Genomic DNA, 25,524 nt, shown 5'->3' with positions numbered 1-25,524 from the left:
CCCTCCTTCGACTCTCTGTTATACTTATTATATAACAGATACTCGAACATTAACAGACCTTAAACCTAATATAGGCCTAAATCTGTTCTTTGCTTTTAAGCCAGGCTGTGCTATACTTTTTCTTGCCGCTAAAATTTCGGCATCTTCGAGACGTGGCTCAGCTTGGTAGAGCGCTTGCTTCGGGAGCAAGAGGTCGCAGGTTCAAATCCTGTCGTCTCGACCATCCAATACAATGACAGAAGCCCTGGATTCCAGGGCTTCTTTTTGATTTTCAAGCCTAAAAGAAAGGGACGTTCGCGACATGATCGTGTTGTCGCAAGCGTCCCTTTTCTCTTCAATTAATGCGTCGCCATGACCTTCCCTTCTTCGGGCGAAGCGCCTCGTGCCCGCTTCAGCGCTACGAATGCAACGAGGATGCCGATCAGCGTAACGATCGCGGATACAATAAACGCGGTATGAATAGCCGAATTTAGCGGGGCGGGGGTCATTGTCTCCATGGTCGAGTCGGAACCGAGCGTAGCCGAGATGATCGCCATGATGACCGCCAACCCGATGGCTCCGCCGATTTGCTGACCGGTGTTGACGACTGCGGAGGATACCCCCTGCTCGCTCGGATCGACGCCTGTACTGCCTGCAATGAACATGGTCGTAAAGACGAGCGCTTGCCCGAGACCGATGATTATCGTCCCTGGAATCACTCCCCATGCGTTGCCCGAAGCGGACAACTGGGTCAAGAGCAGGAAGCCGAGACCCCCCAAGCGTCATGCCGGATGCGATCGTTCCGGCAACGCCGGCTTTGGCCAGCATGGGCGTGATAAGCCTGGCGCCAAGGAACGCGCTGAGCGTGAGCGGCAAGAACGTAAATCCTGACTGAATGGCGGAGAAATGCAGAACGTTCTGGGTATACAGCGTTAGGAAGTAGAAGAGCGTGCCGAACGAAGCGGAGAAAAGAAAGGCGACGAGCGCGGCGCCCGTGAGGTTGCGATTGCGGAACATGCGGAAGTTGATGAGCGGTCCCCTGGAACGTTTCTCTATGACGATGAATGCCGCCAGAAGCGCTGCGCCGAGCAGAACGAACGGCAAAGTGCTTGCGTTAAGCCAGCCTGAGACGGGAGACTGAATCAGATAGTAGACGACGAAAAGCATGCCGGCGGTAACCGAGATCGTCCCCGCGATGTCGAAGTGTTTGCGGCCCCGCAATACCGCGCTTTCCTTGAGGACGATCGGAGCGAACAGAAGGGAGAGAAGCGCGATCGGTACGTTAACGAAGAACGTTGCCTCCCAGCCGATAAAGCTGGTGAGCACCCCGCCGAGTAGAAGTCCGAGCGACATGCCGACGCCGCCCATCGCAGCCCAGATGCCCATCGCCCGATTTCGTTCGGCGCCTTCCTCGAAGTTAGACATGATCAAGGACAGCGTCGCCGGCGATAGGAGCGCTCCTCCTAGCCCTTGAAGGCCTCTAGCTATAATCAGCATCGTTTGGGATTCGGCCAGCCCGCCAAGCAGCGAGCCTAACCCGAACAGAGACATGGCGATGATGAACATTCTCCGTCGGCCCATCAAGTCCGAGAGCCTGCCTCCGATCAGCAGGAATCCACCGAACGCCAGCGAATACGCGCTGACCACCCACTGCAAATGGTTGGCGGAGAAGCCCAACTCCTGGCCAAGGGAAGGCATGGCCACGAAAATAATCGTATAATCCAGCGCCATCATTAATTGGGAGACGGCAAGCACGAGAAGCGCTAACCCTTTGAAACGACCACTATTCATTTTGTGTACCCTCCATTTTCGGACTAATCGATCTAAAAAAGGACATTTTTTGACTGAACGGTCTGATAAGGGCAGACGAGAGGGGACAGGGTCCCCGTCAGGCTTCCAGCGTCGACAACGCGACTGTTGCGATTTCTTCGAGCGTTTTGGGATCGTTCGTTAACTTGGCGACTTGCGTCAAGGCGTACCGCGCATGGTAGAGATACCGGGCCAAAGCCTGTAAATCCTGATCGGTGTGCAGCTCCCCATTCTGTTTGGCTTGAACCAACGCTTCATAGAAGGCGCTCTCCAGCCGGACCCGGTCCTGCTCGAACAAAGCGGCAATCTCGGGTTCGTGCGGAACCTGATCGATGGCGCTGTATAAAATAAAGCACTCTTTGCGCCGGTCTTCATCTTGAAGGACGAAGACAATCTCGCGGAAGATCGCATGAATGGCGTCCTTTACGGACTCCGCCTTCTCCAGATGAAGGACGACGGCATTCGATTTCTCGTTGACGTAATGCTTAACGGCCTTGACGAAGAGATCCTTTTTCGTGCCGTACGTATCGTACAAGCTCTGCCGGGCGATGCCCAGGCCTTCAAGCAATATCGGGAGGGACGTTCCCTCGTACCCGTAGTGTCCGAACACTTCCATCGCTTTATGCAGAACCTGGTTCATGTCGAACTCTTTGCTTCTTGCCACGCCGAATCTCTCCTTTCCACGTCCTCATCCTACCCTTAGCAGATCGTTCAGTCAAGAATTGAGAATGTTTTAACCAGACTATTCGGTCCAGAATTGTCATAAAAAGTTCCTCTTGTCCATCGCCCCCCTTCGCTTGATACGTTGATCCTAGCATTTCCAGACTTTTCGGTCAAGAATAAGTTTTGGTTTTTTACTCGCTACGGCGGCCGGTCGGGCTTGTCTTCCTCCCACGATGCTGGCTCTCTTGCCGCTCGCCTTGTCTGGCTCCTCGACCAGCCCTGTCTCCGGCGGCTTGGCCGTGACCGTCGTCGGCGGACTGTTCCGCACTTGCATAGTAAAAGACGGTTTTTGCGATCTATCGCGCAGAAAGTGCACGATAACTCGCCAAATTAAGCGAGAATCCGGGTGTTTCGGGCAGAAATCCTGCACTTTCTTTTGCGCGATAGGCGGAACGACGAACGGGTGCGGCTCTCGATCATGTACTTTTGCGCGATAGCCCTATGTATACCTCTTCACGCTTATCTGCTAGCGCTATTTGGCTAACGCAGCTCTTTCTTTTCTCGCTTACTGCATGCTCCGCGCCGTCGTCGTTCCAAGCACCGCGCTTTTCTCGCTATGACAATGTCCGGCCACCCGGCTCACCCGTCGTAATTCACCACATAATGCTGCAGCGCCGTATTGTAGTACCCCTCGCTGTACTCGACCACGCCGCCAGCCTCGTCGTAGGCGTAGCGCAGCCGCTTGAGCAGCGGCGCGCCCTCCGCAAGGTTCAGCTGCTCGGCGATGCCGGCAGGCGCGGCCGATACCGCGAACGCATCCCGGAAACGCGCCAGCACGATTCCGTTCTCCTCCAGAAAACCGTACAGCGAATGTTCCGCCAGCCCCGACAAGTCCGTCTTCTCCAGCCGCGCCGGCAGGTAGTGTGCATAGTGAATATACGGCGCCCCGTCCAGCAGGTACAGCCGTTCTACTCGCAGGCCCGCGTCCCCGAACAGCCGATGCTGCTCCGTCTCCGTCGCATAATGGACGGCCTCCGTACCGAGCAGCTTTTTCTGCATCGCATGGCCTTCCTCGACGAGCAGCTCAGTGAAGCTCTTCCACGTCGAGCGCTTGGCCGCCCTCGTGTTGCGGATGACCCGCGTTCCCCGCCCGCTGCTCGGCTCCAGGTAGCCCTCTTGCACGAGCTCCTTGATGGCGCCCCGTATCGTGATCTTGCTCACGCCGAACTCCTCCTCGAGCCGCGGCTCGGGAGGAATGTTGGTGTCGAGCGGATACTGCCCGTGCAGAATCCGGTCCTTCAATATATTTTTGATCTGCATGTACAACGGCCGCTTGTTGCGGGACAGATTCACGGTCTCGATCTCTACCTTTCTATGTCGCCTGCCGTCTCCGTCATGGCGCGGACGATCTCCGCCTCCGACGATATCGGCGTGTCGCCCTGCACCGTATGGGCCAGCATCGCCGCGGCAGCCGCGAATTCGACGGTCCGCCCGGACGGCATCCCCGTCAGCGCGCCGTGCAGGATGCCGCTCGCATAGGCGTCTCCTGCCCCAATTCTATCATAGACCGCGAACGTCAGCGTTCTAGAAAAAGCGAATTGCCGGTTTTCGTACAAAAAAACCTTGCAGGGCATGCGTCCCGTCTCCGAGGATGGCACGATGGGTGCCCGCGATCGCGGCGATGCCGTAGGTATCGGCAATGGCCGGGATGAGCTCCTCGAGCTGATCCCTGCGGACCGTCCGGCTCGTCTCCATGCCGAGGATATGAATCGCGTCCTTCTCGTTCATCATCGCGAGGTCCGCAAGCCTCAGCATCTCGATATAATGCGGCTTCGCCTTCGCATAGCCGTCTTCTCCCCATAGCGTCGGACGGTAGTTGCAGTCGAAGACGACAAGACCGCCCTTGCGCTTGACCGCGCGCGCCAGCTCTACCATGTGGCCGCGCACCGTATCGTTCATCGCGAGCGTGATGCCGCAGAAATGCACGGCGTCCAGTCCCTCCGCGATCGCTTCCCAATCGTAGGCGCCGGCGGGCGCCGTGTTGAAGCTGCTCTCCAGTCGGTTCGTGTAGGTGACGCGGCTCGGCCTGGCGCCGAAGCCGTTCTCGAGGAAGTAGAGGCCCACGTACTTCCCGTCCCGCCGAATGAAGTCCTGCGCTACGCCCAGCTTGCGCAAATACGCGACAGCGGCGTCGCCCAGCGGATTCGAGGGCAGCGTCGTGACCAGATAACCGTTATGCCCGAACCGCGCGAGCGCCGAGACGATGTTGACCCCGGTGCCGGAGAAAGAGTACTTCAGCGTATCCGCCTGGGTGAGCAGTTCGTATCCCGGCACCTGCAGGCGCATCATCACCTCGCCGAAGGCGGCGACTTTTCTAGGCATACCGGTCGACCAGCTCCTTCATCGTCGCCAGCAGCCGGCGCACGTCGTCGGTCTTCGTCTTGCCCGTGGCTTTGTCGACGATCGAGGAGTAGACATGCGGGATTACCTGCGGCACGCCCGCCTCAAGCGCCATGCGAAGGATCGGCTCGAAGTTGTCCAGGTCGATGCCGCCCGTCGGCTCAAGCGCGAAGCCTTCGGCGGCGCAGGCCTCCACGACAGCCTTGTATTCGTCTTCGCGGCTTAAGCCGTTCATCGGAAAATACTTCACCGCGTTGCCGCCCATGTCGCGCACAAGCGCGATGGCCGCGCGAACGGGCAGAATCGCTTGCTCGGCCGCAGCCGCGCTGACCGGTCCCGTCGACACGTTGACATAGCCGACCCGGCCCGTCGGGGAGACGAGACTGTTGATCCAACTGTCCTTGCCGCCAAGGTTCGCGCGCGTCGCGCCGACTGCCGGGAACACCTGATTGATGTGGCTGCCGGGATAGTGCTTGACGATCTCCGCCACGACGGCGGCCTGCCGATTGTCGCCGGCGCCGAGGCCGATCGACACGGCGTCGTCGATCGCGCGGCCGTGTTCCTTCATCGCCTCCACTGCGGCCTCGACGGTCGGGTAATCCTTGGACAGCACGCCGACCAGCACATGCCCTTCGGCCGCATCGAATACTTCCTTTGCGTTGTCCACGCTGTTCGCCAGGACGTTTAACGCCGCCCGCTCATTGTACAGTCTCTTCGTCAAACCGCTCGTCATCTTATTGTCCTCCTGCCAGCTCGCGAATGCGCGACGCAATAATGTGAATGTCGTCGCCCTGAAGCGGGCGCGGGTCGATATCGAAGTAGCCTTGTCGAACGCCGTAATCGCGCGTGTAGATGGCGATGTCGCCCTCCTGCAGCGCCTTCGCGAGGCGCACGGCGGTCGTCCCCGCGAGCGCGGGATCGATCCGGACCCGTCCGCGGTAGATCGCTCGTCCCGCTTCGTCCTGCACGATCGACACCTGCACGCCGTTCATATCGTTCAGGGGCGCCAGCGCCTGCAGCGATTCCTTTTCCCGCTCGCTGGTATCTTCCTTGACCATATACTCGTCCAGCGCCTGAAGCAAGCCGAACGTCGTCTCCTTGCCCACCTTCATGCTGCGCCCGATGCCGTGCAGCTGTACCTTCAGCCATTCGACATACTGGCGTTTGCCGCCGACGATGCCCGAGGTGGGGCCTTCGATCGCCTTGGAGCCGCTGTAGATCGCCAGGTCCGCGCACTTCACGTACTTTCGCACATCCTCCTCCGCCGCGGCGTCCACGATGAGCGGTACACCGCGCCGCTGCGCGATTTCCCACGCTTCCTCGACGGAGATCATGTTTTTCTGAACGGCATGATGCGACTTCACGTATAAAATAGCCGCCGTCCGCTCGCCGATCGCGTCTTCGATATGGACTGCCTTGCCTTCGTTGGCATAGCCGGCCTCAACGACCTTGCCGCCGCCCAGGTACACCATCGTCTCCACGGGCGCGCCGTACTGCACGTTGTGTCCCTTCAGCATGACAATCTCGTTCTTCGCAATCGGCTCCTGGTGCAGACGCTCGCTGAGACGCCGGTTGCCCTGCGTGACGATTGCGGCAACGGACAGCGCGATGCCGCTCGACGCGGAATTAACGACGACCGCCGCCTCGGAACCCAGGATGCCCGCGATCCGGTCGCCTGCCTTATCGACGAGATCCGCGATCTCCACGTATTGCTGACCGCCCTGCTTCATCGCTTCCATGACGGTATCCGTCGGCGCGGACACGCCGAGGATGCTCATCCTCCCGCTTGCGTTGATGACGCGCTTAAGCCCGTACTTCGCATTCCATGAACTCGCCATTCGCCACGACTCCTCTCGGTACGATTCGTTGATTGGCCTTGCGTTCGATCCCTTCTGAATCCAGGAGCGACGCCGGTTCCTCCCGGACGTCAAATACCGTCAGATGCGCGGGATCCCCCGCTTGTATCCGTCCGAGCTCGGGTCGCCCGAGCCATTGCGCCGCGCTGGACGTGACCGCCGCGACGACTTCCTGCCAGGAATAGCCTAGATAAAGGAACTTGCTCATCACGTTCGCCAGACTGTACACCGGACCGTTCAGGCGATTGCCCCGGTAAATGTCGGAGCTGATCGTATGCAGCCCGATGCCGTGAGCCTTCGCGGCCTCTGCGACCCTGAACGAGAAGCTCGCCGTGCCGTGCCCCACGTCCAGCCGCACGCCGCGGTCGAGCGCATCCAGCAGCGCCGGGATCGGCCTGCCCTCCGCATCGAACAGGTTGTTGGGCTTCCCGTTGAGGTAGTGGGTGACGATATCCCGTTCCCTCAGGTGGGAAAGCACGTCCTCGATCGCCGGCGGCGCCGAGCCGATATGGACCATGAGCGGCAAACCTGTCGAGGCCGACAGCTCCCGGGCGACGCGCAGCGGCGCGATGCCGCTGTCGCCGACGACGCTGCGGCTGATGCGGGCCTTCAGTCCGACGATGAGGTCAGGATAACGAGCGACGGCCTCACTGACCCGCTCACCGTCGAGCCAGTCGAGCCTCGACAGCTCGTCGATCCGACTCAGCCCGATGCGCGAGATGTTCAAAAAGGCGAGCAGGTTCGTCTTCGCGCGTTCACCGCTCGCCGCCAGCTCCCCGATCCGGTCCGCCCCGCAGCTGCCCGCGTCGACGATCGTCGCGACGCCTTGCTTCACGCCGATCTCGTCGATCTCGTCCCCGTACGGGTCGAATGCCGGGAAGGCATGCACGTGCATGTCGATCCAGCCGCTCGAGACGTAGGCGCCGCGACATTCGATGGTTCGGATGTCTGCATCGGAGCCAGAGACCCCGGCTATTGCGCTTGAATCCGTGGCGACATCAGCCTCATCCACGCGAACGATGCGGCCGGACGCGATCTCGATGTTCGCTTGCCGTCCGTCCAACAGCCTCAGATTGCGCAGCAGGAAGCGATTGTCCATTCTTTCACCCGCTTATAAAGGAATTACGATTTCTTCTAAACTCTTCTCTTTAAAGATAGCATAGAAAATAATTAATACAATATATCGTTATAATGTTTATTGTTGAATGAAGGAAAACCGCCAGGTCGCCCTAACAGTTCGTAAATTTATCGCCGCTTTGTGATCTATGCCGACGACGAGCGCCGGTCCCATGCATATAAGACTAGCGTCAGCCCGAGCCCCACCAGCGACATGACAACGCCGAACCAGGGCAGATGCGCCAGCCCGATATGCGTGATGACCAGGCCGCCTAGCCATGCGCCCCCGGCATTGCCGAGGTTGAGCGCCGAGTGGTTCGAGGTCGAGGCGAGCGCCGGCGCGTCCTTGGCCAGCGTCATGATGCGGATCTGCAGCCCTGGCAGCAGGCCGAAGGAAGCGATGCCCAGACGAACACGGTGACGACGGCGGCGACGGGCATTCGAAGGTCGGCCGCCAGCAAGGCGAGGATGATCGCGAGCAGCAGGAAGCTGCCGATCATCGTGGGCATGAGCTTCCAGTCGACGAGCTTGCCGCCGAGGATATTGCCTGCCGTCACGCCGAAGCCGAAGAGCACGAGCACCCACGGCACGCCCGCCTCGGAGATGCCTGTCACGTCCTGCAGCAGCGGCGCGATATAGGTGAACACGCCGAACAGGCTGCTGCAGCCTAGCGCGCCCGTGAGCAGGAGCAAGAGCAGCTTCGGCTGCGCGAGCGCCCGCACCTGCCGAACGATGCTGACGGCTTCCTCCTGCTTAAGCGCGGGAATGAGGCGAATGATGGCGACGAGCGTGACGAGCCCCATCAGCACGACCGCGCCGAACGATGCCCGCCAGCCCAGATGCTGTACCGCGCTCGCGCACAGCACGTTCTTCGGCGTCGGCTCGAACATCCCCGCCAGTCTCGTCCCGCCGGGGCGCAAGGCCGGCGCGGTCTCGGTCATGATGACCGGACTCACCGTAGCGAATATCGCAGGCGTTCCGTTCGGCACCTATATCGGTAATAGACGCGCACCCATCAGTATCTCGTAAGTTGGCGCCAGCGCCGCAGCGCCGTTGCCGATGTTGAACAACGCCATGAGCAGGCACAGCAGCAGCTTCTGCGGCAGCTTGTAGGTCAGGATTGCGAGCAGAGGCGCGCCGATCGCCACCCCGAGCGCATAGCAGGTGATGAGCTGGCCCGCCTTCGGGATCGACACCTGCAGATCCGAGGCCACGTTCGCCAGCAGACCCATGATGACGAACTCCGTCATGCCGATGGCGAAGGCCCCCGCGGTCAGCGACAGCAGCGCGATCGGATAACGGCTTTTCCCGCGGTCTCCCGCCGGAGCGCCGATCGCTTCCGTTTGTATCGCCGCTTCCGCAGCCTCTCCAGCCAGAACGCGCGTCTCTACCGTCGTGCCAGCCGATACAGTATGTGGTTTCAACCTATCCGGAACGTTGTTTCTCTCTAATTCTCTCAAATCGACTCATTATAACAGGGATCGCTGCCGGTTCGACCGACCTTGGACAAAAAAAGACGCGCCAAGACGACGCAAAAAGGCGGCCCCAAGGCCGCCTGCATGATTGCTGATTCGGATGCGATTAAACGATTAGAGACTGCCGCCAAGACCCGGCAGGCCCAGCTGGCTCAATTGATCCTCGGTCAGCACGTCCTCGGCCTTCGGCTCGCCCGACAGCTTCACGTCGCCGTTGATGTCGGTCAGCTCTTGGACGATCTTGACCGTGCCGCTGGCAGACTGGCCGTCCCCGGAGCCCGCGAATGCGATCTTGGCGTCGGTGTAGCTGGCGTAGCCCTTGCCGTCGATGCCGATATTGGAGAGGATATCGAGCGTCTGCACGCTCTTGTTGAATTCCTCGAGGTCCTTCGAGATATCGTTATCCTTAGACTCGGCCAGGCTCTTCTTCGCTTCGTCCAGGTCGGATTGCTCGATTTTGAGCAGCTTGCGGTATTCTTCGTTCTTGGAGAGCAGGTCGATGACCTCCGGCGCGATATCGTTCACGACCGTCTGGACGAGCGGCTCGACCTGGTCCTTGGTGACATGCGTCTGCACGACTTTGTCTACGCCGTCCGCCGTGATGCCCGCATCCTTGGCGGAGACATCCTTCAGATAGGTATCCTCGTCGATGTGCTTGAATACGATCGCCGACACGTCGTTCACGAGCTTCTGCGTCGTGCCGATGTCGAGCGACTGGATATCTTCGCCCTGCTGCTCGGCGAGCTTCTTCAGGTCGACCTCGATATACTTGCCGACGATCTCGGCGGGCAGTCCGAGCATCGGGATGTTCGGCACCTTGACCCACATTTTTTCTTTGTTCATGACGATCGGCACGGTGACGGTCATCGCAAGATCGCCCTTGATGTTCACTTGCAGGTTGATCTCGGCGAGCATCGGATCCTTGCGGTAGCCGCCTGTCCAGGACAACTCCGCATTGCTCAGAAAGCCGCCGACCATGCTCGTGTACCCGCCGTCATCGGCGGTTTCGGGCAGCTTCAGATCGGAAATTTGGAGGCTTCCTTTCATGCTATAGGAATCGATTTGGGATGATTTCTTCAGCGCGTCTTGAAGCGTCTCTTCGGCCGACTTGGAACCCGTGCAGCCTGCCAGCAACAGGAGAACAAGCAGCGCAGCGACGGCTGCCAGTACTCTTTTTTTGTGTAAGCAAAGTAACGAATGCCTCCTCAAATTCTGGATGATCGCTTCTAAAAATAGAAGCAGCCTCCATTTTAGTCCATTGAGGACCAAGATGGAAGCTATTTTTGTTAAAGAGTAGCTTAATCCAAAATGTATCCGTTTTCCGGTTAATGGATATCTTTTTTTGCGGAAACGACCGCCCTTGACGTCATGGATGTTGCCGACGGCGAGGAAGGCGACGGGGTCGAGCTCATTGACGATCAGCTTGAGCTTGGCCTCCTCGAGACGGGTGATGACGCAGAAGATGACTTGCTTGGCATTGCCCGAATAACCGCCTTCTCCGTTCAGGTACGTAACGCCCCGGCCGAGTCGGCTGACGATGGCATCGCCGATATCGCGGTAGTTTTCGCTGATGATCCAGACCGACTTGGACTCGTCGAAGCCTTCGATCGTCAGATCGATGACCTTGAACGCTATATAATAGGCGATCAGGGAGAACATGGCGTTGTCCCACCCGAATACCAGGCCTGCGCTTCCTAAGATGAATACGTTGATGAACATGACCATTTGGCCGACGGAAAATGGACTGCGCTTGCTGAACAGGATCGCGACGATCTCCGTCCCGTCCGTCGTGCCGCCGAAGCGGATGACGATGCCGACGCCGACGCCGAGGAAGATTCCGCCGAAGATGGCGGCCAGCAAGGTTTGATCTGTAAAGGGCTCTACGTGGTGAAGCGCTTGTGTCGTAATTGCCAGCGTGACGACGCCGAGCAAGGTGGACAGCGCGAAGGTTTTGCCGATCTGCTTGTAGCCCATGATGAGAAAAGGAATGTTGAACAGGAAAAGGAAAATACCGATCGGAGCTTTGGTTAGATAGGCGACCATGATCGAGATGCCGGTGATGCCGCCGTCGATGATGGAGTTTGGAACCAGAAATACTTCTAGCGCCGCGCCGACGAGTATAGCGCCGAGGATGATGGCGATGACGCGCTTGGCGACCTCAAGGAACGGGAGACCCGTATGCTGCGCTTTCTTGGCGGGCGCTCGGACCGCCGCTTGGCCTTTAGCTTGGGGGGGACTTGAGTTTGGATTTCTTCGAACTGGTCATAAGCACCTCCTGCTGGACAGTTTCTGATTTTATTATAACAGTCCAAAGTATGCGGAGAAAAGACACAGTATTAAAAAAATCGGGCATTTTGAAGCGAAATGGACCGTTTTAGACGCAAATAAGCGATTCAGGCCACCCAGGGGCAGCATAAATCGCTCAATGTTCGCAGGAGAAGCCGTTACGGCCGCGCATAGGGAATAACTTCGCTCTTTTCCCCACGCACAGCCGTTACGGAATCCCTCATCCCTGCGGATTATGGTGGCTTACATGATTGCGGTTTTTGACCTTTTTGGAGCCGGACAACGGCTCCTGGCCGCCGCGATGGCCCGGACTGCGCTCGTCTCGCTCTTCCTGCGGATTCGCCTCCGGCACCGGCTGCGATTTGGGCTTGCTCATAGGAAACGATCCCTCCGCTCGTTAGTCGTGGTGCTTCAGCGTCTTATCGTTGACCGGCTGGTCGTGGTTCATCTCATCCTGGTGACGTCGATCGTTATGCTGCTGATTGAGCTGCTGGGCGTGGTGCGCGTTTACTTTTTCCTCCGCGAGATCCTCCACGACGTTGCTCAGGTTTTTGTCCGCCATCCCGTTTTCATTGGCCATTTCGTTCACCCCTAAGCATGCGTGTAAGGCTGCAGCGTCTGCGCGCATTCATGCAGATGTCTGCGATAGTCGACGATAAGCTCCTGCAGCACGTCGCTGCGCTCGTCCACCGCTTGACCGTCGCGTTCGACGTCGGAGAGACCGATCTCGATCTCGCGGCTGTCCACGTATCGAACGGAAAAATCGAATTCAAGATTTTGCCGTCCGGCGCTGCGGATCTGAACGAGCAAACCGTCCGGGTTCGCTTCGTCCGCGCGCACCTCGGCCTGGTCGCCGCCGTGCAGATGCTGCTGGAGTTCGCTTTGCCAGTGCTGCACAAGCTCGGTTTGCGATATCGTGAGTTTATCTTCGGTTGACATGGCTGTTGCACCTCCGCTCCGTTAGATTGGCCTGGGACGGCGCAGTTCATGCAGGAAAAGTGGCGTACGGATATGAGTCATGGCTGCATGGTGACGAAGCGAAATGCAAAAAACCAATCCCCTTTCGGAAATCGGCACCGTTTTTTACTTGTGGCGGAGAGAGTGGGATTCGCTCCGTCGCAGCCGTACACGCACCTGTCGGTGCGGCCACGACCTGGGCGACTATCACGCCAGGGCCTACGAACATGCCTTTGGGCATGTTCGCTTAACGGCCCGTTCGAATCCCACTTACGCCATACGAAAAAAACGATTCCCTCGCGGGAATCGGCTTGTTTTTTGCGTATGGCGGAGAGAGTGGGATTCGAACCCACGTGGGCTTGCACCCTAACGGTTTTCAAGACCGCCCCTCGTTATAATATCCCGCCGTCCCTTGCCCTGACTGAGTTCATGGCACTTTATTATTGAACCGCTACAGCGGTCTGAGTTTTAACGTTCAATTTGGCACATGACCGTTGGATAACTGAATTTTATAATTTTCAATTGAATGGGTCAACCTATAATTCAGTTAGTTCCCAACTATGCTGGCGCCCCTAGAACTATATGGATTTATCAGTGTACGCCCGAGCACAACTTATCGAAGAACATTCACTAAAAAGATGAGTAGCACGGCCACAAAAATCAGTGAGTTTCTGAGTTTTGGATTCAACTTTTGTTTTAAGAGCACTTGACGGTTGATAACATAAAGGATTATAAGGTCAGCAATTAGCACAATTAGCATAAGCCATATATTATTGATCTTCTTGATCAAGGTTTGTTGAACAAAATTTAAAGAGATAAGTCCAACGACCAAGAATACTATGCTTCTTAAGGACTCGTATGTGTATTTTGTTACTTTATTCAGCATGACCTCTCTCCTTCAATCATACATAATCGAAAACCAAAAAGGGGCTCACAGTCGCCCCTTTTGGTTTATAAGCTAATCCTTAGTCATATGTTACACCAATTGTTTGCGACCCGCTAGTATCCTCAACGTATCCTTTAGGACTGATATACCAATATGCCACGCTGGCGAGAAAATTCTTCTCGTCTAATAATTTATTATAATTAACATTCGAACCTTCGCTTGACAAAGTGAAATCAGCTACGATACCTACCCCGTCGCTACCCACCAATCCGAACGCTTGGAAACCGACACTGTTCTTGATTTTACTGTGATAAGTTTGGCTTGTATCGCTAGTGTTCATATTGACTTCAACCGAGTTATTGACTATGCCGATACTAACTTTAGTATACCCTTCTGTTTTTACAGAAGAATAGTAACCTAATCCATTACCGATAAAGTGTTTTCCCGTTCCCCAAGGCAGAGAGTAAGTCGTGACGCCTCCTGTTTGAGGTACTGTAACCGCGTATTGCTTAACGAATGCAGCATCCTCGGGAGAAAATGGCTCATTCAAATCATATTTTTGAGAAAGTTCTTGAAATTTTGCTTGGATCTGTTGCTCACTCAAAGAAGAAGTGCTGTTTTCAGCAAATGCCGCCATAGACAGTGACATTAACATCAAAATGCTTACCAAAGATGTTGCAATTATTTTTCTCATAACTCCATTCCTTCCATTATGTGGTTTTACCTCCGCGGAAGGTGTATTATACATTTACCAGTTATATACTCATTATTACAATAGTTCCAAGTTCCTTATATTTCGACATTTTCCCTTATTATATTCCTTATATCAATTATTACTTTATTTTCCATAATAAAATTTTGCTGATTTTTCATTATATATAACGCCCTCCCCCTATCACAATTTTGGTTATTCCATTATCCTACTATCAGAAAGGAGGTTTCCAACGACATAAAAGTCAATAATATGATTCCTATACCGTATTGTACTTAGAGAGGAGTCTCGTCATGTCCAATGACCAGCCTATGGATAAACAAAATTCTACCTTCAAGAAATTCATCGCAGATAACACTGAAGCAATCCGAAAACACTCCAACATGCAGCCAAAGTCAATAAGGCCAGATGATGAATGGGCTGAAGAACATGAATGGGATGAAATGCACAACGAGCTTTATCGATCTGAAGTTAAGGAGTTTATGGAGAGTCTGCTTAGGTCACGCTCGGAAGACAGTAAGGAGAAAGCGAAACAAGCACATAAAATATTAAAAAGAGCAAGACGAAGAAAGCATGACAATCATGCAGATGGGATTGGGAATGTAAATCAAATAGGTATCTCTGAGGAAAAGGAGTGAAGCGTAGATTCTCTTGATTACGAACATGATTTTGTTGATCTCGGTGAGGTAAGAATATACAAAGAAGATTTGAACCAGTACGGACAATGGGAGTGGCTTAGAGAAGACATTTATAGTGTTATTGCTACCTTGTACGAGACGCCCATTCTGAAACAGAAAGTTATTTCGGTATTGGATGAACTTTACTACTTCTATCGAAAAGCAAATCGTATCCGAATGACACCAGAGAAACGTACGCAAAAGCTAATAAACTTATCAAAGTAATCGCTCCAGGTAGTCCACGAAAATCGTGGCTACTTCAGCCAAGCACAAAAAATAATAAACCACGCCTCGATCTGCTGATGTGCCTTACCTTGGATTGAAAACCATATTGGTCAGAAGACTGGAAACCTAGCCCCCCCTACCCTCTAAAAGAATCTTCGCTAAGATAGCTTCGTATCATTCTTGCATAATTTCCATTCACCTCAGTCAAGCATACACTAAAGTGACTTGAACGCTGCTTTCAGGTTGTCCAATGAATAAGTATTATTCCATATGTATATTTATGCAAAAACCAAATAGCAGACGACAATAAAGCAGATGAATGTCGCAAAAGAACAATTTTGCGACATCTGTGCCTGCTTACCCTTTATTAAGAGCATGTATATTTTCTTTGTAACGATGGTCTTTAGCTCAAGAGCTCAAAGTCATGTTCTTTGCTGGAAACTTTCTTCTTCTTTTGAAAAGCTTATTACTAGTTAGAGCACCAACAGTGATACCCAACCCCAAACTTATAGAATATGCCAATATATTTGAGGAAGTTATCTCCCCCATTTCAAGAAAACGCATGAATGAGTCTTCTCTTGTCGATCTCGCTTTGCTTCTTGGATATGGCTGTGCATTTCTACTAGCCTTCAACACCACCTTCAGCAAGTATGGGACATCGATTGGGGGTTCGTGGCTGAATCCACTCTTGGTTATCATCATCATTGTACTTGCTGCGATCATTAGCTATCGCATTTACTACGTTAGACAGAAGCTCAAGAAAGCCAACATTGCTGAGATCGATAAGATGAGTGGAACAATGTTTGAGCGCTATCTGGAGCAGTTCTTCAAGCGTCAGGGCTGGAAAGTGGAGCGAACTGGTGGCAAAGGCGATTATGGTGCTGATCTTATTCTGACATCAGCAACGAAGAAGATAGCCATTCAAGCTAAGCGATGGAAGAAGGCTTATGCGAACGCCTGTTATCTTTGCCTTTTTACCGATGAAGCCAATACATCTGGTAGCCCAATTCTTGTCTAATGGTTGTCCAAATTCATTGAGAAACAAATTGGGGGCTTGCCCGTTTTTCTCATGCCAAGCAAGGTAGATAACCAACAGTTCATGTGTTCTTGCTCCGAAGTATACCACTCGTGCCTTTCTCATTTTAGCTGATTCTGCACGAACAGATGCTGAACGGTTCTGTAAATCAACCTCCCCCAGCAAAAATCCGCATACACTCGCCAATCCGCACACCCGTGTCAAGCAAAAATGACATTAGCAAAGCATCACGTAGTCCAGTGGATGTAGTTAATTCACAGCAGTTAAATAATTTCCGTTCATGTGCTTTGGTAATAACCTGAAAGTCTTCTTCTGGGACTTTTAATAATTCTACATTGTCAAACGGAGACTCCTTAATAGCTCTCTCGCTCATAGACCAATTGAACATTGCCTTGACTGTTCTCAATCTGATGTTTATTGTGGCGGGCTTCAACCTCTGAACCGTCAACATAGATGAAATCCATGTACGAATAACATCCCGATTAGGTACAAAGTTATCAAGACCGCTATACTCAGATGCCATGAAACGGCGAAACCAGTTCATGTGCTTCCTATAGTCCTCTAAGGTACGTTCTGCCGCCCCTGCCGCTTGTCTTGCGGCGTAGTAGCGATTAAATAGCTTATCCAGTGTCAGCGTCTCAGGGCGCGTTTTCTCGGCCTCATGAATGGGGGAGCGGGGCGCTTCCAAGACCGAAGGAGTAAGGCGGTCTAATAACCGCTGTGATGTCCAAATGATTCTTTCTTTGCCCGCGCTTATGCGGCGTTTTTCCTGCACTTTCGCTCATACTCAGTTCCTCCCGTTAGGTTTTTCTCCAACGGTCACGAACACAAAAAAACGCACCCAACTGCCGTTCAACGGTAAAGTGCGTTTCAGTCATAATCGCCGCAAGGCCTTGCGCGGCGGGGATTCTAAGTAGATGGCGGAGAGAGTGGGATTCGAACCCACGTGGGCTTGCACCCTAACGGTTTTCAAGACCGCCCCGTTATGACCGCTTCGGTATCTCTCCAAGGATAGAGCGCATTGGGACTCCTCGCGTGAGGTCGGCCAATCCGCTCCGTAATCATATCATACGCCGGAGAGCCCGATCAACCCCTGGGCGCGATGACTTCGAGCCCGCCCATGTACGGACGCAGCGCCTCGGGTACGACGACCGTGCCGTCCGCCTGTTGATAGTTCTCGAGGATCGCGGCGACCGTGCGGCCGAGCGCGAGACCCGAGCCGTTCAGCGTATGCACGTGCTCCGGCTTCGCGCCGGTCTCGCGGCGGAAGCGGATGCCCGCGCGTCGCGCCTGGAAGTCCTCGAAGTTCGTGCAGGACGAGATCTCGCGGTAGGTCGCCATGCTCGGCAGCCACACTTCGAGATCGTAAGTTTTCGCCGAGCCGAAGCCCATGTCGCCCGTGCAGAGCGCGAGCACGCGGTACGGCAGGCCGAGCAGCTGCAAGACGCGTTCGGCTTCGTTCGTCAGCGACTCCAGCGCGTCGTAGGACGTCTCCGGATCGACGAGCTGGACAAGCTCGACTTTGTTGAACTGATGCTGACGGATCAGGCCGCGCGTGTCGCGACCCGCCGCTCCTGCCTCGGAGCGAAAGCAGGCGCTGAACGCCACGAGCTTGCGCGGGAGCTGTTCCTTCGCCAAGATCTCCTCGCGGTGAAGGTTCGTGACAGGCACCTCTGCCGTCGGGATCAGGTAATACTCCGTGTTCGCGAGCTTGAACAGGTCCTCTTCGAACTTGGGCAGCTGGCCCGTGCCGACGAGGCTGTCCCGATTGACGATATACGGCGGCAGGATCTCTTCGTAGCCGTGCTGATCCGCGTGCAGATCCATCATAAAGTTGATGAGCGCGCGCTCCAGACGCGCGCCGAGGCCCTTATAGAAAACGAAGCGCGAGCCCGTGACCTTCGCCGCAGACTCGAAGTCGAGGATGCCGAGTCCCTCGGCAATCTCCCAGTGCGCCTTCGGCTCGAAGCCGAGGCTCGTCTGCTCGCCGACGCGGCGGATCTCGACGTTGTCCGCTTCGCTCGCGCCGACCGGCACGCTCTCGTGCGGGATATTCGGCACGGCGAGCAGCAGCGCGTCGGACTCGGCCTCAAGGCCGCGAAGCTCCTCGTCGATCTGCTTGATCCGGTCGCCGACGTCCTTCATCTCGGCGATCAGTCCCTCAGCGTCGCCGCCGCTCTTTTTGAGCTTGGCGACTTCTTGAGAAACGACGTTGCGCCGGTTTTTTTAGATTGTCGCTCTCGGTCTGCAACTCGCGGCGTCTGGCGTCGATTGCCGGAAACGCGGCGATCAGCTCCTCCGAAGCGCCTCGCTTCTTCAGCGCATCCGCGACCTTGCCGTAGTCGGTGCGCAGCAACTTGATATCGATCATCTGTAGGTGATCCTCCTGACCCTGCGAAGGGAAATATACGATGGCGTAGGCGCGTGCCCTAGCCTATGCTTGTGCGTCTATGCTTGTCCTTGGCCTTGGCCCGCCGCCTCGCGCGCCATGTCGATGAACAGGCCGTGCAGGCGGTAATCGTCCGTCAACTCGGGATGGTACGAGGCCGCGAGCAGATGCCCCTGTCTGGCGGTGACGATCTCGTCCTTGTAGACGGACAGCACCTCAACGTCCGGCCCGACCTCGGTGATGAGAGGGGCGCGAATGAACACCGCACGCAGCGGAGACTCGATGCCCTTGACGGGCAGATCGGTCTCGAAGCTCTCGCGCTGGCGTCCGAACGCGTTGCGCGCGACCGTCATGTCCATCAGCTGCAGGTGAGGCTCCTCGTCGCCTGTCAGGCGCTCCGCAAGCACGATCAGGCCGGCGCAAGTACCGAAAACGGGTTTGCCGGCCGCAGCGTAGCCGCGTACCGCTTCGATGAACCCGTATTTGCGCATCAGCTTGCCGATCGTCGTGCTCTCCCCGCCCGGGATGATGAGGCCGTCGATCTCTTCCAGCTGCTCCGTGCGCTTGACCGCGACGCCTTCGCCGCCGGCGAGCTCGATGCTGCGGATATGCTCCGCTACAGCGCCTTGCAGCGCCAGAACTCCGATTTTCATGGGTGTACGACCTTCCTTCGTGTTCAGCCTTCTAAACCAATCGGGGCGGCCTCGCGGCCGGCGGTATGCCGGGGCGAGACCGCCCGAATCTGTGGCTTGCCACGGCGACTCGCGGCCGCCGGTTCAAGCGATGAGCCGCCCGAAGACGGCTGCGGCGATTAGATGCCGCGGTCCTGCATGCGCTGGGACAGCTCCAGCTTGGAGATCTCGATACCCTTCATCGGCGTGCCGAGGTTCTTGGAGACGCGGGCGATCAGCTCGTAGTCCTCGTAGTGCGTCGTCGCTTCGACGATCGCGCGAGCGAACTTCTCGGGGCTGTCGGACTTGAAGATGCCGGAGCCGACGAATACGCCGTCGGAGCCCAGGTGCATCATCAGCGCGGCGTCCGAAGGCGTCGCGATGCCGCCGGCCGCGAAGTTGACGACCGGAAGGCGGCCCGTCTCATGCACACCCAGCAGCAGCTCGTACGGTACGCCCAGCGTCTTGGCTTCGTGATAGAGCTCGTCCTTCGCCAGGTTCTGAACCTTGCGGATTTGACCCGAGATGAGGCGCATATGGCGTACGGCTTCGACGATGTTGCCCGTGCCCGGCTCGCCCTTCGTGCGAAGCATGGACGCGCCCTCTTGAATGCGGCGCAGGGCCTCGCCCAGGTCCTTGGCGCCGCATACGAACGGCACGGTGAAGTCGCCCTTGCTAATATGGAACACGTCGTCGGCCGGCGTCAGGACTTCGCTCTCGTCGATGTAGTCGACGCCGAGTGATTCGAGTACCTTGGCTTCGACATAGTGACCGATCCGCGCCTTCGCCATGACCGGGATGCTGACGACCTTCATGACTTCCTCTACGATCGTCGGGTCCGCCATGCGGGCTACGCCGCCGGCCGCCCGGATATCGGACGGTACGCGCTCGAGCGCCATGACCGCCGTAGCGCCTGCCGCTTCGGCGATCTTCGCCTGCTCGGCGTTCATGACGTCCATGATGACGCCGCCCTTTTGCATCTCTGCCATGCCGCGCTTAACTCTCGATGTGCCTGTCTCCATTTTTACCCACGCCTCCAATACATTCTAAGCATTTATTTTACAGGAATGGCCAAGGATAGACAACCCGTACGGTCGGGATTCCGCCGATCAAAACAGATTGACGATCCCCTTGAAAAGACCGCTGAAAAATGCGCCGATCGCCCGCAGCATGAGCTTGAACCAGCCGGCTTTGTTCACGTCCTCGGTCGCGACCAGATCGACGGTGACCGACTTTTCCTCCTGCGTGACGGGATCCTTGTATGTGTAGGTGGCCTTGCCCACCTTATCCCCTTGCTTCAGCGGCGCGACCAGCGGATCGCTCGTCGGCACGACTTCTTTGAGCTGCGCTTCGACCTTGCTCGTCTTCGGCAGCATGACGGTGACGTCCTGTCCGGTGACGACTTGTACCGATTTCTTGCCGCCCTTTTTCACCTTCAACGTCTCGTGTTCGGCGATCGCCGTCTTAGGCTGCACGAGCGTTTTCTTCTCGAAGCTGCCGAAGCCGTAGTCGAACAGCTTGGCCGTCTCGAGGAATCGCTTGCCGTCGTTCGAATTGCCCGGCACCCCCATGACGACCGCGATGAGCCTCGTGCCGTTCTGGAGTGCCGTGCCGGTGAAGCAGTTGCCCGCATTGGAAGTATGGCCCGTTTTCAGGCCGTCAACGCCGGGGTAGGCGAATTTCTTAAAATTTTGCACGTTCTTGTTCGACTCGAGCATCCAGTCCCAGTTGACTAGCGGCTGCTTGTCCCGTTCGCGGAACTGATAAGTTTGCATTTTGGAATACTCCAGGAACTCCGGGTAGTCCTTCAATATATGGTAAGCCAGCAGCGCCGAGTCGTGAGCCGACATCACCGTCTCGCCTTCGATCGAAGTCGGACGATAAGCCTCAGGCATATCCGCGCGGTCAAGACCGGTCGAGTTGATAAAATGCGAGTCGTTCATGCCGAGCTGCTTCGCCGTCTCGTTCATGAGCTTGGCGAACGCCTCCTCGGAGCCGCCGACCGTCTCGGCAAGCTGAGTCGTGGCGTCATTCGCGGATCCGACGGCCATCGCGATGTATAGCTCTCTAACCGTATGCTTGTCACCTACGGCCAGGAACACCCGGCTGCCGATCTGCTTGGCCGCATTCTCTTGAACGGTAATCTCCTGGTCCCAGCTGATCTTGCCGTCCTGAATAGCCTTGAATACGAGATATTCCGTCATCATCTTTGTCATGCTGGCAGGCGGCAACGCTTCGTCCGCGTTGTTCTGGTACAGCACTTGGCCGGTATCCGCGTCCATCAAGAAGGCTGACTTTACATTTAGTTGAAGACCGCTGATATCGTTCGTGGCGGCCGAAGAGCGCGGCAGCAGCATCGCTTGCAGCAAGGCGGCTAGAAGTAGGATGGCTAGAAGCTTAAACATGACAGCGCGGGATTGCTTCGCATAGCGAACATAAGCTTGATTCAACACGCGACTCTCCTTTTTTTCCTAACTTATTTATGAGTCGGACGAGGCCTTGAACTCCGTCTGTTATTGTAACATACCGCATCCAAAGGCAAAAGCCGCAAGGCGACGTTCGCTCGCCCTGCGGCTCTTCATTTTCGATCGTTTGCAGAATGCCGTTTACATCGAATAGTTCGGCGCTTCCTTCGTGATCTGCACGTCGTGCGGATGGCTCTCGCGCAAGCCTGCGCCCGTGATTCGGACGAACTCGGTATCGTTCTTCAGCTCATCCAGCGTCGCCGTACCGCAGTAGCCCATGCCGGAGCGCAGGCCGCCGAGCAACTGGTGCAGCGTGTCGCGAAGAGGCCCCTTGTATGGCAGGCGGCCTTCGATGCCTTCCGGTACCAGCTTGGAATCGTCCTCTTGGAAATAACGGTCCTTGGACCCTTCTTTCATCGCGCCGATCGAGCCCATGCCCCGGTAAGACTTGTACCGGCGACCCTGGTAGATCTCCGACTCGCCCGGGCTCTCTTCGGTGCCGGCGAACAGGCTGCCGAGCATGACCGCGCTCGCACCCGCCGCGATCGCCTTCGTGATCTCTCCCGAATACTTGATGCCGCCGTCCGCGATGATCGGAACATTGTACTCGCGAGCGACAGTGGCGCAATCGTAGATGGCCGTGATCTGCGGCACGCCGATACCTGCGATGACGCGCGTCGTGCAGATCGAGCCCGGCCCAATACCGACCTTGACGACCGAAGCGCCGGCTTCGATCAAGTCGCGCGTCGCTTCGCCGGTGGCCACGTTGCCGGCCACGATCGTCAGCTCGGGGAACCGCTCGCGCAGCTTGCGGACCATGGTGACAATATCGATGTGGTGGCCGTGCGCCGAATCGACGACGAGCACGTCGACGCCGGACTTCACCAGCGCGTCCGCGCGTTCGAACGTATCCTTGGACACGCCGACGGCTGCACCAGCCAGCAGGCGACCGTGCTTGTCCTTCGCCGCGTTCGGGAACTGGATCGCCTTCTCGATATCCTTAATCGTGATGAGACCCTTCAGCGTGTTGGAGTCGTCCACGAGCGGCAGCTTCTCGATCTTATGCTTCTGAAGCAGCAGCTCCGCCTCTTGAAGCGTCGTGCCTACCGGCGCGGTCACCAGATTCTCGCTGGTCATCACGTCTTTGATCTTGATGGAGTAGTCGTGAACGAAGCGCAGATCGCGGTTCGTCAGGATGCCGACCAGCTTGCCGCCGTCGTCCGTGATCGGCACGCCAGAGATCCTGTACTTGCCCATCAGCTCCTCGGCGTCGTAGACATGGTGCTCCGGCGTGAGCGAGAACGGATTCGTGATGACGCCGCTCTCCGAGCGCTTGACACGGTCGACTTCCTCGGCTTGCTGGGCGACGGACATGTTCTTATGAATGATGCCGATGCCGCCTTCGCGGGCGATGGCGATCGCCAGAGCCGACTCCGTGACCGTGTCCATTCCGGCGCTGATCAACGGAATATTCAGCTTCACGGAAGGGCTGAGCGCCGTTTGGACGCTGACGTCCCTCGGCAGGATCGACGACTTGCGCGGGATGAGCAAGACATCGTCGAACGTCAAGCCTTCCTTGGCGAATTTATTTTGCCACACGAACATTTTCCTCCTTTGGAAATGCGCTTTTTTGGATTTTCCGAATTGAATTATAGGCAATCTTAGCAGAGGCACTAGGGGCTGTCAAGGCACACTGGATGCCGTATCTGGCAGTCTCTAGATTAGCGTCGAACCGTTACTCCCGGTACGCTTCCGATGCCACCGATTGCTTGCTGAGACGTGCTTCGAATCCATCCAGCAGCACGCTGAGGCCAAAGTTGAACTCCCTGTCCCAATCAGCGGATGTCGTATATTGGGCGAGTCTAATTAGATACGGATAGCGTTCTTGCGACAGCGACTCGAATTTTTCTTGCTGACGCCTCCCATGTTCATTCTGGCTCAGGGCGGCTTCTTTCGCTTGTGAACGCAAGCGACTTTCCTCTTCGACATAGCCGTAAATATAACTTTTAAGCATCGATGCCAGCCAAGGCGTATGCGCGTTCTCGAAGCCCGCCTTGATCAAGGTTCGATACAGGAACTCGATATGCGCCAGCCGGCTGGGACTCGCCGCAAACGTAGCATTCATGATCGGCACGGCGTCAGGATACCGAAGAAGCGCCAGCCGGAAAAGCGAGGCCCATTCCTTTAGCTGTTCTCGCCAGGATCGCGATTCGTCCGGCGTCGGTACGTCGACGCTAATGCGTTCCGCCAGCCAATGCAGGAGCTGCTCCTTGTCCTTGACGTGATAATACAAAGCCGGCGCCTTCACGCCAAGCACATCCGCGATCTTGCGCATGCTCAGACTGTCCAGCCCGCCGTCCCGCAGCATGTCCAAAACCGCGTTCTCGATGCGGGTCCGGTCGAGCGGCGTATGAAGCGCGTCGTTTCCTTCTTGACCCGACTCCGATATTGCAGGTCGGACTCGCCTTCTCGCCATGTTTAACCTCCGATTTGTTTTGACAATTATAGCACATTGGTTTATTGTAACAGTGTTAAATTGTAATTTACCGGTGTTAAATAAAGAAAAGGAGTTGTTATGTATGATGAAGAATGAGCATCCGATCCATTCGCTCGTGGAGCCACTTCAAGAGATTTTAAACATCAGCTGGAGAGAGGTATGGATTCAGGGGGGAGCAGGAATTAACCAGCCTGTTCGAACAAAACGGAGACCGCGCCTACGGCGTCTGGATCCAGAGGTTTATGGCACCCGTTTGCGAACGAATCGTACAGGAAGGCTTTATCGTAAAATCCGGATTTAATCTGAAGAACTCCGTCGAAAGGTGGGGACCTCCGGAGGAACGGGAGAGATGCGCTTGGTATGTCGTGAACGATAAGGAGGGACTGCCTCTATGTACGTTGGTTTTGCAGGTTTATCACTCTCATGCCGCTTTTCATATCCCGCGGCCTCCGCGATTGTTCACGCTGGAAGCTACAGACCGGCAAGATATTATTCAAGCGCTCTCCCAGGCTTCCGTTCGCGTACGCTGGGATCTTCCCCAACAAAGACTGCCGGATGCGCCTTCAAATCGCGAAGGAATCGCACACAGATGGGAATACGCAGCCGACGTAACGGTCCGCGATTGTCTGGCGCCCGGCCGAGACGCCTCCCTGTCCAACTGGTATCTGGACGAATCGTTTTCCCTTTGGGGAAGGCATGGCTGGGAGCTCGTGAATATCATCAACGTAGATAGCGGCATTGTTGCTTTTTTTAAGAGACCCTCAAGCGCCTAAGTCTTTGAAATTCCGTTTTGTTATTTCGTCGTTTCTGCCGTAGCGCTTGCCGACCCGTCCTCGCTCTGGTCGTCAGCCCGGTCCCTCGACCCGTCGTGATCCGCGAGCGCAGCGATACTCCACATCCATTGCTCCGTCTGCAGCTTTGCGCTGGACGTCGAAGCCTGCGCGCCGTTACCCCAAAACGCGCCTCCGATGCTTATAGCGAGCGCAAGCGTACTAGCCGCAATTACCTTGGACATAAGATGTTCCGCCTTCCCTTGATTCTTATTTTATCGGTATGTCCGTATCTTAACCCTGGTTTTTGAACTGAATATGAAATCCGGCTTAAGGGTTACTGAATTTAAATGATTAATAATAAAAGTTTCTGTATTCTTTTACCCATGCATATGCCAAATTACAACTGGCTTTGCGACTATCGTTCCGCAGTTCGGCCAGATAGACCATTTCCCCCCCCTTAGCGGACCCTAGTTCCGCTATTTGCAGCTAAGCATGCTATTTTTGGCATCTTAAAAGCTGATAACGGATCTCCTCTCCGCCACACTCCTCTGCCGCTTGCCCTGCTCTCTGGCCATCAACCTGCAAAACCATCCTGCAAAACCAACGAAAAAACCACCTTCCGAAGAAGGTGGTTCTCTTTGCTGCGCTTTAG

The 25,524-nt window shown here is 55.9% G+C and carries 20 protein-coding genes, 2 tRNA genes and 4 pseudogenes; 4 read left to right on the top strand and 22 right to left on the bottom strand.

What is annotated here, in order from left to right; translation table 11 throughout:
* The first annotated feature begins 146 nt into the window (after positions 1–146).
* Positions 147–223 (top strand) — tRNA-Pro (locus tag OMP38_RS26480).
* On the opposite strand, the gene OMP38_RS26475 is transcribed toward OMP38_RS26480, so the two are convergent.
* The 13 genes and pseudogenes from OMP38_RS26475 to OMP38_RS26400 form a co-directional block, all read right to left on the bottom strand.
* Complete coding sequence (locus tag OMP38_RS26475) at positions 202–1,770, bottom strand: MFS transporter (protein ID WP_277567749.1); 1,569 nt, start codon at positions 1,768–1,770, stop codon at positions 202–204. The two genes, OMP38_RS26480 and OMP38_RS26475, sit on opposite strands and share 22 nt — an antisense overlap.
* A 97-nt stretch (positions 1,771–1,867) precedes the next feature.
* The gene (locus OMP38_RS26470) at positions 1,868–2,452 is read right to left on the bottom strand and encodes a TetR/AcrR family transcriptional regulator (protein ID WP_277567748.1); all 585 of its coding nucleotides are present in this window, start codon (positions 2,450–2,452) and stop codon (positions 1,868–1,870) included.
* A gap of 638 nt (positions 2,453–3,090) precedes the next feature.
* A complete protein-coding gene (locus tag OMP38_RS26465) occupies positions 3,091–3,771 on the bottom strand; it encodes a GntR family transcriptional regulator (protein ID WP_277568381.1) in 681 nt (226 codons plus the stop codon).
* Between the two features lie 44 nt (positions 3,772–3,815).
* A pseudogene (locus OMP38_RS26460) lies at positions 3,816–4,833 on the bottom strand (sugar kinase).
* Positions 4,826–5,584: a 2-dehydro-3-deoxy-phosphogluconate aldolase gene (dagF, locus tag OMP38_RS26455; RefSeq protein ID WP_277567747.1), complete on the bottom strand. Its 759-nt coding sequence runs from the start codon at positions 5,582–5,584 to the stop codon at positions 4,826–4,828. The pseudogene OMP38_RS26460 and the gene dagF overlap by 8 nt, the downstream one beginning before the upstream one ends.
* Position 5,585: 1 nt before the next feature.
* A complete protein-coding gene (locus OMP38_RS26450) occupies positions 5,586–6,689 on the bottom strand; it encodes a DgaE family pyridoxal phosphate-dependent ammonia lyase (RefSeq protein ID WP_277567746.1) in 1,104 nt (367 codons plus the stop codon).
* The gene (locus OMP38_RS26445; RefSeq protein WP_277567745.1) at positions 6,655–7,806 is read right to left on the bottom strand and encodes an amidohydrolase/deacetylase family metallohydrolase; all 1,152 of its coding nucleotides are present in this window, start codon (positions 7,804–7,806) and stop codon (positions 6,655–6,657) included. The genes OMP38_RS26450 and OMP38_RS26445 overlap by 35 nt, the downstream gene beginning before the upstream one ends.
* A 164-nt stretch (positions 7,807–7,970) precedes the next feature.
* Positions 7,971–9,157: pseudogene (locus tag OMP38_RS35145) on the bottom strand (MFS transporter).
* 1,479 nt (positions 9,158–10,636) lie between these two features.
* Positions 10,637–11,440 (bottom strand): annotated as a pseudogene (locus OMP38_RS26420) (YitT family protein); the annotation flags it as partial.
* Positions 11,441–11,804: 364 nt separating this feature from the next.
* Positions 11,805–11,960 (bottom strand): small acid-soluble spore protein P, encoded by a 156-nt coding sequence (locus tag OMP38_RS26415; RefSeq protein WP_277567741.1) that lies wholly within the window; start codon positions 11,958–11,960, stop codon positions 11,805–11,807.
* A gap of 21 nt (positions 11,961–11,981) precedes the next feature.
* Positions 11,982–12,164: a hypothetical protein gene (locus OMP38_RS26410; RefSeq protein WP_277567740.1), complete on the bottom strand. Its 183-nt coding sequence runs from the start codon at positions 12,162–12,164 to the stop codon at positions 11,982–11,984.
* Between the two features lie 11 nt (positions 12,165–12,175).
* The gene (locus OMP38_RS26405; protein ID WP_277567739.1) at positions 12,176–12,523 is read right to left on the bottom strand and encodes a hypothetical protein; all 348 of its coding nucleotides are present in this window, start codon (positions 12,521–12,523) and stop codon (positions 12,176–12,178) included.
* Between the two features lie 983 nt (positions 12,524–13,506).
* On the bottom strand, positions 13,507–14,121 hold the full coding sequence (locus tag OMP38_RS26400) for a hypothetical protein (protein WP_277567738.1): 615 nt from the start codon (positions 14,119–14,121) through the stop codon (positions 13,507–13,509).
* Between the two features lie 311 nt (positions 14,122–14,432).
* Between OMP38_RS26400 and OMP38_RS26395 the strand changes: the two genes are divergently transcribed.
* Positions 14,433–14,777, top strand: a complete 345-nt coding sequence (locus OMP38_RS26395) for a hypothetical protein (RefSeq protein ID WP_277567737.1) — start codon at positions 14,433–14,435, stop codon at positions 14,775–14,777.
* Positions 14,778–15,465: 688 nt separating this feature from the next.
* The gene (locus OMP38_RS26390; protein ID WP_277567736.1) at positions 15,466–16,059 is read left to right on the top strand and encodes a restriction endonuclease; all 594 of its coding nucleotides are present in this window, start codon (positions 15,466–15,468) and stop codon (positions 16,057–16,059) included.
* Positions 16,060–16,225: 166 nt separating this feature from the next.
* Here OMP38_RS26390 and OMP38_RS26385 read toward each other — a convergent pair whose 3' ends face one another.
* The 8 genes and pseudogenes from OMP38_RS26385 to OMP38_RS26350 form a co-directional block, all read right to left on the bottom strand.
* The gene (locus tag OMP38_RS26385; RefSeq protein ID WP_277567735.1) at positions 16,226–16,852 is read right to left on the bottom strand and encodes a tyrosine-type recombinase/integrase; all 627 of its coding nucleotides are present in this window, start codon (positions 16,850–16,852) and stop codon (positions 16,226–16,228) included.
* A 143-nt stretch (positions 16,853–16,995) separates the two neighbouring features.
* Positions 16,996–17,084: transfer RNA gene (locus OMP38_RS26380), tRNA-Ser, on the bottom strand.
* A gap of 79 nt (positions 17,085–17,163) precedes the next feature.
* Positions 17,164–18,448, bottom strand: a pseudogene (gene serS, locus OMP38_RS26375) (serine--tRNA ligase).
* 77 nt (positions 18,449–18,525) lie between these two features.
* The gene (pdxT, locus tag OMP38_RS26370; protein WP_277567734.1) at positions 18,526–19,119 is read right to left on the bottom strand and encodes a pyridoxal 5'-phosphate synthase glutaminase subunit PdxT; all 594 of its coding nucleotides are present in this window, start codon (positions 19,117–19,119) and stop codon (positions 18,526–18,528) included.
* A gap of 158 nt (positions 19,120–19,277) precedes the next feature.
* The gene (gene pdxS, locus OMP38_RS26365; protein WP_217597935.1) at positions 19,278–20,159 is read right to left on the bottom strand and encodes a pyridoxal 5'-phosphate synthase lyase subunit PdxS; all 882 of its coding nucleotides are present in this window, start codon (positions 20,157–20,159) and stop codon (positions 19,278–19,280) included.
* Positions 20,160–20,246: 87 nt separating this feature from the next.
* Positions 20,247–21,590 carry a D-alanyl-D-alanine carboxypeptidase family protein gene (locus OMP38_RS26360; protein ID WP_420869754.1) on the bottom strand — a complete coding sequence of 448 codons (1,344 nt, stop codon included), beginning with the start codon at positions 21,588–21,590 and terminating at the stop codon, positions 20,247–20,249.
* 153 nt (positions 21,591–21,743) lie between these two features.
* Positions 21,744–23,201 (bottom strand): IMP dehydrogenase, encoded by a 1,458-nt coding sequence (gene guaB / locus OMP38_RS26355; RefSeq protein ID WP_277567732.1) that lies wholly within the window; start codon positions 23,199–23,201, stop codon positions 21,744–21,746.
* A gap of 136 nt (positions 23,202–23,337) precedes the next feature.
* On the bottom strand, positions 23,338–24,078 hold the full coding sequence (locus tag OMP38_RS26350) for a TetR/AcrR family transcriptional regulator C-terminal domain-containing protein (protein WP_277567731.1): 741 nt from the start codon (positions 24,076–24,078) through the stop codon (positions 23,338–23,340).
* A gap of 212 nt (positions 24,079–24,290) precedes the next feature.
* On the opposite strand from OMP38_RS26350, the gene OMP38_RS26345 reads away from it, so the two are divergent.
* Positions 24,291–24,872 carry a DUF6022 family protein gene (locus OMP38_RS26345; protein ID WP_338130697.1) on the top strand — a complete coding sequence of 194 codons (582 nt, stop codon included), beginning with the start codon at positions 24,291–24,293 and terminating at the stop codon, positions 24,870–24,872.
* A gap of 20 nt (positions 24,873–24,892) precedes the next feature.
* On the opposite strand, the gene OMP38_RS26340 is transcribed toward OMP38_RS26345, so the two are convergent.
* On the bottom strand, positions 24,893–25,114 hold the full coding sequence (locus OMP38_RS26340) for a hypothetical protein (protein ID WP_277567730.1): 222 nt from the start codon (positions 25,112–25,114) through the stop codon (positions 24,893–24,895).
* Positions 25,115–25,524 lie beyond the last annotated feature (410 nt).

The organism is Cohnella ginsengisoli (genome assembly GCF_029525555.1).
In the GTDB taxonomy this organism is placed as follows: Bacteria; Bacillota; Bacilli; order Paenibacillales; family Paenibacillaceae; genus Cohnella; species Cohnella ginsengisoli.
Note: the sequence above shows the minus strand (reverse complement) of the source record. Positions and strands in the feature narration are given on the sequence as shown.